Annotated in this window: 10 protein-coding genes; 4 read left to right on the top strand and 6 right to left on the bottom strand. The window is 62.9% G+C overall.

Going from position 1 to position 5,838, the window contains the following annotated elements:
* Window positions 1–916: IS21 family transposase (gene istA, locus AC3A6J_RS27860; RefSeq protein WP_487863254.1), on the bottom strand; the 916-nt coding region annotated here is incomplete at its 3' end.
* 216 nt (window positions 917–1,132) lie between these two features.
* Between istA and AC3A6J_RS27855 the strand changes: the two genes are divergently transcribed.
* From AC3A6J_RS27855 to AC3A6J_RS27840, 4 genes are all read left to right on the top strand, one after another.
* Window positions 1,133–1,336 carry a hypothetical protein gene (locus tag AC3A6J_RS27855; protein ID WP_487863253.1) on the top strand — a complete coding sequence of 68 codons (204 nt, stop codon included), beginning with the start codon at window positions 1,133–1,135 and terminating at the stop codon, window positions 1,334–1,336.
* Complete coding sequence (locus AC3A6J_RS27850) at window positions 1,333–1,671, top strand: hypothetical protein (protein ID WP_487863252.1); 339 nt, start codon at window positions 1,333–1,335, stop codon at window positions 1,669–1,671. Before AC3A6J_RS27855 ends, AC3A6J_RS27850 begins: the two co-directional genes overlap by 4 nt.
* A 34-nt stretch (window positions 1,672–1,705) precedes the next feature.
* Complete coding sequence (locus tag AC3A6J_RS27845) at window positions 1,706–2,257, top strand: hypothetical protein (protein ID WP_487863251.1); 552 nt, start codon at window positions 1,706–1,708, stop codon at window positions 2,255–2,257.
* Window positions 2,258–2,351: 94 nt separating this feature from the next.
* Window positions 2,352–2,576 carry a hypothetical protein gene (locus tag AC3A6J_RS27840; protein WP_487863250.1) on the top strand — a complete coding sequence of 75 codons (225 nt, stop codon included), beginning with the start codon at window positions 2,352–2,354 and terminating at the stop codon, window positions 2,574–2,576.
* Window positions 2,577–2,642: 66 nt separating this feature from the next.
* Here the strand turns inward: AC3A6J_RS27840 and AC3A6J_RS27835 are convergent, their stop codons facing one another.
* From AC3A6J_RS27835 to AC3A6J_RS27815, 5 genes are all read right to left on the bottom strand, one after another.
* Window positions 2,643–2,879: a BrnA antitoxin family protein gene (locus tag AC3A6J_RS27835; RefSeq protein WP_487863249.1), complete on the bottom strand. Its 237-nt coding sequence runs from the start codon at window positions 2,877–2,879 to the stop codon at window positions 2,643–2,645.
* Window positions 2,880–2,883: 4 nt separating this feature from the next.
* The gene (locus AC3A6J_RS27830; protein ID WP_487863248.1) at window positions 2,884–3,159 is read right to left on the bottom strand and encodes a hypothetical protein; all 276 of its coding nucleotides are present in this window, start codon (window positions 3,157–3,159) and stop codon (window positions 2,884–2,886) included.
* A 145-nt stretch (window positions 3,160–3,304) separates the two neighbouring features.
* Complete coding sequence (locus tag AC3A6J_RS27825; RefSeq protein ID WP_487863247.1) at window positions 3,305–3,844, bottom strand: nucleoside 2-deoxyribosyltransferase; 540 nt, start codon at window positions 3,842–3,844, stop codon at window positions 3,305–3,307.
* A gap of 416 nt (window positions 3,845–4,260) precedes the next feature.
* Window positions 4,261–4,542 (bottom strand): hypothetical protein, encoded by a 282-nt coding sequence (locus AC3A6J_RS27820; protein ID WP_487863246.1) that lies wholly within the window; start codon window positions 4,540–4,542, stop codon window positions 4,261–4,263.
* 1,048 nt (window positions 4,543–5,590) lie between these two features.
* Window positions 5,591–5,791 carry a hypothetical protein gene (locus AC3A6J_RS27815; protein ID WP_487863245.1) on the bottom strand — a complete coding sequence of 67 codons (201 nt, stop codon included), beginning with the start codon at window positions 5,789–5,791 and terminating at the stop codon, window positions 5,591–5,593.
* Window positions 5,792–5,838: the final 47 nt, after the last annotated feature.

Genomic DNA, 5,838 nt, shown 5'->3' with positions numbered 1-5,838 from the left:
TCAGCAGCGGCCGCTCCTGGGCCCACACGTCGGCCAGGGTGCCGGGCAGCTTGCCGTGGGTGATCTCGCTCCACAGCACCTTGCAGCGGTGCTCGAGCCACTCGTTGAGCAGCGCCAGCGTGGCGAACGCAGGCACGGGCTGCCACAGCCGGTGGCGCGCATCGCGCACGTTCTTCTCCACCTGACCCTTCTCCCATCCCGAGGCCGGGTTGCAGAACTCGGCCTCGAACAAGTAGTGGCTCACCATGGCGCTGAAGCGTGCGTTGACGTCGCGCTCCTTGCCTCGGCGCACGCGATCCACGGCCGTCTTCATGTTGTCGTAGATGCCGCGCCGCGGCACGCCGCCCAACACCTCGAAGGCACGGTTGTGCGCGTCGAACAGCATCTCGTGGGTCTGCAGCGGGTACGCCCGTACGAAGAAGGCCCGGCTGTGGCTGAGCTTGAAGTGCGCGACCTGCAGCTTGGTGCGCTCCCCGCCGATGACCGCCCAGTCCTCGCTCCAGTCGAACTGGAACGCCTCGCCCGGACCGAAGGCCAGCGGCACGAAGGTGCCTCGCCCGGTGGTCTGCTGAGACTCGTGACGGCGCGCATGCCATGCCCGGGCGAAGGCCGCCACGCGGTTGTAGGAGCCCTGGTAGCCGAGCGCGACCAGGTCGGCATGCATCTGCTTGAGGGTGCGCCGCTGCTTGCGCGATCTGGATGCCTCGCTCTTGAGCCAGGCGCCGAGCTTCTCGGCATACGCGTCGAGCTTGCTCGGGCTGACCCGCTTCGCGTAACTCGGCGCCGCCTCGCCCTCCCGCAGGTACTTGCGGATGGTGTTGCGAGACAGGCCCGTCCGTCGAGCTATCTCCCGGATGGACAGTTGCTCACGCAATGCCCAACGTCTGATGACACTCAGTGTCGCCACGTCAATCACTCCTGTGCTCCTGCCGCTAAAAGCAGCAGGTTAGGGTTCTTACGTGGGTCAGATTTGGATGGAAATCGCCGGGATTAGTGGGTCACTTCTGGATGGAAATCAACACCCTTCGAACTGAGTGCCTCCCTGCTTGGCCGCATCTGGCTCGAGCAGGGAGGCCTTTGCTTCTGGACGGGCCTGCCGGTCACCTTCGACCAGCCGGTCCCGCGGCACCCGATGCGCCCCTCGGTCGACCGGCTGCGTACCGACAGCGGCTACACGGTCGACAACGTCGTGTGGTCCAGCAACTTCGCGAATCGCGCACGCGGCGACCTGCCGGCACTTGAGTTCGCCGTGCTGATGCATGCCCTGGGATTCCCCTCGCGCCTGGACGACTCTAGGCTGCACGCCCATCCCACCACGGAGCAAGAAGAAGAATGAGAATCCACACCGACCACAACGGCGTCGCCGTCAACGCGATCTCCTCGCTCTCCGATGGCACGGACGTGCAGGGCCACGTCTACCAGGTGCTGCACGGACCGAGTGCCACCCACATCAACTTCCAGCGCGGCGCGGTGCCGGCCAACGGCGTCAACGGCCTCACCAACGAGGCTCTGCTGGCGGTCGTCATTCACCGCACGGAGTTCCTCAACGCCAAGTTCCCGTGCCCCGAGAACTATGACGCGCTCGCCGGCATGAAGTCGGTCCTGGCCAGCTTCGAGAAGCGCACTGCGGCGCGCCAGGCGCGCGGCGTGGAAGGCAGGGAAGTCGCATGACCCGGCGGCCCCGCTTTGACGGGTGGGACGGGTGATGCTGTCCACCTGGTTCAGCGCCGCGAAGGCCTACCTTGTCGGGGGCGTCATCGTTGCCCTCGCGGGTGCCGCCGCGGTGCAGACGCTACGCCTGGCCGCCGCCGGCGAGGAGCTGGCCGACCAGCGCGCCTCCGCCGCGAAGCTCGAGGCCGACCGCACGCTCGTGGCGCTCACCGACGCGCTGCGCACCTCCGAGAAGATGGCCGCGCACGCGGCGCAACAACAAGGACTCACCCATGTACTCGCCCAGGAAACTGCTGCTCGTCTCAACGCTGAGCGCCGCAATGGCCAGCTTGCTGCCGGGCTGCGCGACGCCTTCGCAGCCTTCGCCGCCCGTGATCGCCAAGAAGCCGCAGGCCACGCCCCTGTCGAAGGAGGTCCAGGCGATCGACCCTACACCGTCGACGGCCTTTTTGGCGAAGCAGGAGACCTACTTGCTCGATCTGCAGACCTTCAAGAAGAAGCTCGCAGCATCGTCAAGCGGCGGGATTCCGAAGTCAAAGCCCTGAAGGCACAGGTCGACGCCGACCGGAGCCTGATGGAGGACTGAGGGTTCGGCGCCATTTCGGTGGTCGCGTATGGAAACAGGCATGGCATAGTACGGCGCTTGTCATCGTCAGCCGCCGCCCATTCCACAGCTCAAAATGCCGCTCGACTACCTTCGCAAGATCCAGAATGCCGAGTTTCCTTTGGTCGTCGAAGATCCGAAGGACATCGACTGCGTGGCTGTTCTGCTTGCCGCAGAGCTGATCGCAGCGTCCATCTCCGAGGCTTCCTCCCGACAGGACCACGTCGCTCCACGAGAATTCGCCATCGTGGAGAGGATCACCGCTCGAGGGCGAGTCGAACTCGCGCGAAATCCCGATTAGCGCCAAGACCTCGACCCCGACGTTGGCGATTGGGCGGTTGGGCGGTTGGGCGGTTGGGCGGTCGAATCAGTCTGGTTTTAATGATGGCTTCCGGCGAACGAAGGCCGGGATCTCGAAGCTGTCGAGGCCGTCGGCCACGAGGCGCATTTTCTCCACGAAGATCTGCCGTAGCACCTCGTTCGCGCGAACTTGCCAGTAAGGCCCGATCGCTTCGAGCGCTGCCAACACATCAGGTTCGAGTTGCAGTAGGGCGCGATCGCATTTGTCCTTCATGGGTTCCTCCTCCCGCGGGAGTTCTGTCACCGGTTCACAAAAGCCGAAGTCGCCGTGCTGAACAGGGCGCAGGCGGTGAACGCGTCAAGGCGGCGCCCGACTTTGAAAGCTCCGCCATCCCCTCGTCGGTTATCCGAAGCAGTGTTGCGATGTAGACGGGGTTTGGCCGCCCCGCTTGCCGGATCGGCAAGAACTCGGCTTCCACCAAGCCGGTCGCGTGCAGAAGCGAGACACATCGGAACTCGCCACGATCGGCAACACGGATCGGCAACTGCGCTTGGTGCAGCTTGCGCAAGAACAAGAGCGTCATTTGATCCCTCATCTGCCGGACCGTGTCGGTCACAAATTGCCGGCTGTCTTTGGTGCGCGAAATGTAACCGCAAAGCGGCTTTCAAATCAACGGGCGCGCATGGTTCGGGCAAATAAAAAAGCCGCCCGAAGCGATGCCTCGCCGGCTAGTGAAGGTAGTGCTTCCCAGCTAGCCAAGCGAACAGCGCGGCAAGGGCCGCCAACGCCTCCTCCGCCGTGTCTTCGATCCGAACCGAGCACGCAAGCATCAGGTTCAGCGGAAGGTCGAAGTCCTCGACCACGTAGTTCTTCGGATCACGCAAAACGCCGTCGGCACGCACGACCCTCATGAGCTGCTCCACACGCGCCGCATAGCTGTCGCTGACGCCGTAAGCCACCACTGGCAGCCCCATCGCGACCGCCGCGCCCACCTCGAACACAGTGCCCGAATCGGGTTCAGCCCCCCGAAACTGCTCGAGGTTGGCGATGACGCCGTCCGCTTGACTGAGCCTGGTCATGTTCGTGTCGAAGATGTACTGGGCTTCGTGACCGATGGCTGCGATCGGCGGCATCCCATCGGAAGGCGGCAGCGCCTCAAGTCCCATTTTTTCGCAGGCCAGCACCAGCCTCTTCATGTGAGCCCCGGCATCGAGCCGGAAAACGTCCGGGCCGGCGAGATAGACGCGGGGGCGGGCAGGGTGGGCCATGGGCGTCAGTATGCGACGGTGCGGCGACGACACAACTATTAAAGTTGATAGGCGCACAGGTAGAGCTCGCGATTCGGGGCCTAGCTGAGGTTCGAACCCGCAAGAAGCAGAGAGGCACAGCGCTTGCAACCGCCGACTTTTCACTCTTTCAGGGACCACCAACGGAGGCCGTGGATGTCTCGCTAACAACAAAGCCTGCGTACGTTAAGCACTGCAGGCTTTGAGGGGTCATCTCCACGGGGGGTGCGTGTCGCCGTCGAGCCAACTACCTGTCCTGATGGGACGGGTGCCTCAATTCTCATGGAGCAGTGAAACATGCTGACAGCGCGGTGGGTAGCTGCGTTGGCCTCTCTCGGGAAAAAGGCCTGCTACAAACGTAACGAGTTACTGGGCTGTTCGCTTACTCGGAGCTGCCCTCAGATCGAATGCAAGCGCCTGGCGAATCGCATTGAGGCCCCAACGAAGTCCGGCAGATCTCCCATGGCCGCAATCTCGCGCAGCCCCTCGTCAGTGATGCAATGCACCGTCGCCTGCTGGGGTGGAATGTTGTAGCGCGGGGTGGCCTCCGCGGTCTCGACCTTGGCTTCAATCAGGCCTGTCGCCAGCAGAACCGAGACATGCCGAAGCTCCTCCGGGACGGTGATTCGGACTGGCAGCTGAACATGCTGGAGCCTCATCAAGAACAAGAGTGACGGCATTCGAACCTCCAACTGCCGGACGCTTGCTCGACCAAAGATGCCGGCCTTCTTTGGTCGGCGGAGGGTAGCCCAAAGTGTTGGTTTTCGCCATAGCTCGTTTGGACTACTTGTTTGTGCGAAGGGATGCGCGTCCAACCTCAGGACAGGTACTGCGTCCCGTCGACAGGTGGGCCGTCTTCATTTTCGCCATTCGCTCGCGGCCCGATTCGCTCGTCGGCAGCGTAGCCAATCAATGCGCTGTGGCCCGCCGTCAGAGCATCGATCCACATCTCACAAGGCGCGTCTGCCGACTCGCACTCACGCCATCGCGATGCGTGGTCGCCTTCCTCCATCAACACCAATATAAGTGTCCGGGGTCCGGTTCGTCGGTTCGTCGACGTGGAAAGTACCGCTCGACCTCATAAGGGCCCAGCAACGATCCGGGATTGTCGAGCATGGCCGCCTTTTGCCTGACAATGCCTGAGCCGCGCTACCGGTACATCCCTTTCTTCTGTCGCTCAATGATCTCTCTGCATTTAACCGTCCCATCCCTTTCGACTTGGAGCCAGAGCCGTGATTGATGCACTCTGCTTTGGAGCGTGGTCGTTGTCACTCCTTGTTGGTGCTAGGCAATCTCATTCAGCCCTTTGCGAGCGCCGTGACATCGTCTTTCTATTGGTGGCCGCCGCAGTCGCTGGTGCCATTGCTGTTGGCTTCGCCATAGAAGCCACGGCGTTCTAAGCCGGATTGCGATCGAGGACCCGACGCATAAGGTCGTGCGATAGATCCTCTGGCAGGGAGTAGGCCTGGCAGTACCAGACCTGATAGAACCACAGGTCTCCTACGTGCTCAGTCCCTGCGAAGCTCATTGTGTCCATCGCACAGGCAACGATTTCAGGTCGCCAAAGGATGCCGAGCGGGCGGACGTTGGGGTCGGGGCTGCCGGCCAGAGGCCGAGACGCGACCGGCCCTCGCGGTCCTCTAAAGTGAGCATCCCGCACGCCCAAGGCTGGTCAACGAACTCGCGTTTCGTCAGTCTGCAACCCTGCGCGATAGCGTCGCCGCATCTTCACTCGCACTGGTCACCATCCACGCTCTTGGGCATCAAGCCGGGCACTTCGTGCATGACCGCCCGGATGTGATCGCCGGCATTCCGGTCCCAGTCGCCGTAGAGATCGCCGATGCGCGCGCACCGGCCGGCGACGTGGTCGGCGAAATCCCGCAGCGACGGCCGCATCGGCTTGAGCTGGCCCCTTGAATGACAGGACACGGTCTATCGCTTATCTTTAAAGATAGGAGTAGGACTGTGAGTACGAC

Source organism: Variovorax sp. Soil_C_39 (assembly GCF_057656815.1).
The sequence above is the reverse complement of the archived record's forward strand: the minus strand, read 5'-3'. Positions and strand labels throughout refer to the sequence as shown.

Bases quoted from the DNA above. Each gene is read 5' to 3' on its own strand.
- AC3A6J_RS27855 (WP_487863253.1), top strand. From the start codon at position 1,133: ATGCGCCCCTCGGTCGACCGGCTGCGTACCGACAGCGGCTACACGGTC.
- AC3A6J_RS27850 (WP_487863252.1), top strand. From the start codon at position 1,333: ATGAGAATCCACACCGACCACAACGGCGTCGCCGTCAACGCGATCTCC.
- AC3A6J_RS27845 (WP_487863251.1), top strand. From the start codon at position 1,706: ATGCTGTCCACCTGGTTCAGCGCCGCGAAGGCCTACCTTGTCGGGGGC.
- AC3A6J_RS27840 (WP_487863250.1), top strand. From the start codon at position 2,352: ATGCCGCTCGACTACCTTCGCAAGATCCAGAATGCCGAGTTTCCTTTG.
- AC3A6J_RS27830 (WP_487863248.1), bottom strand. From the start codon at position 3,159: ATGACGCTCTTGTTCTTGCGCAAGCTGCACCAAGCGCAGTTGCCGATC.
- AC3A6J_RS27825 (WP_487863247.1), bottom strand. From the start codon at position 3,844: ATGGCCCACCCTGCCCGCCCCCGCGTCTATCTCGCCGGCCCGGACGTT.
- AC3A6J_RS27820 (WP_487863246.1), bottom strand. From the start codon at position 4,542: ATGCCGTCACTCTTGTTCTTGATGAGGCTCCAGCATGTTCAGCTGCCA.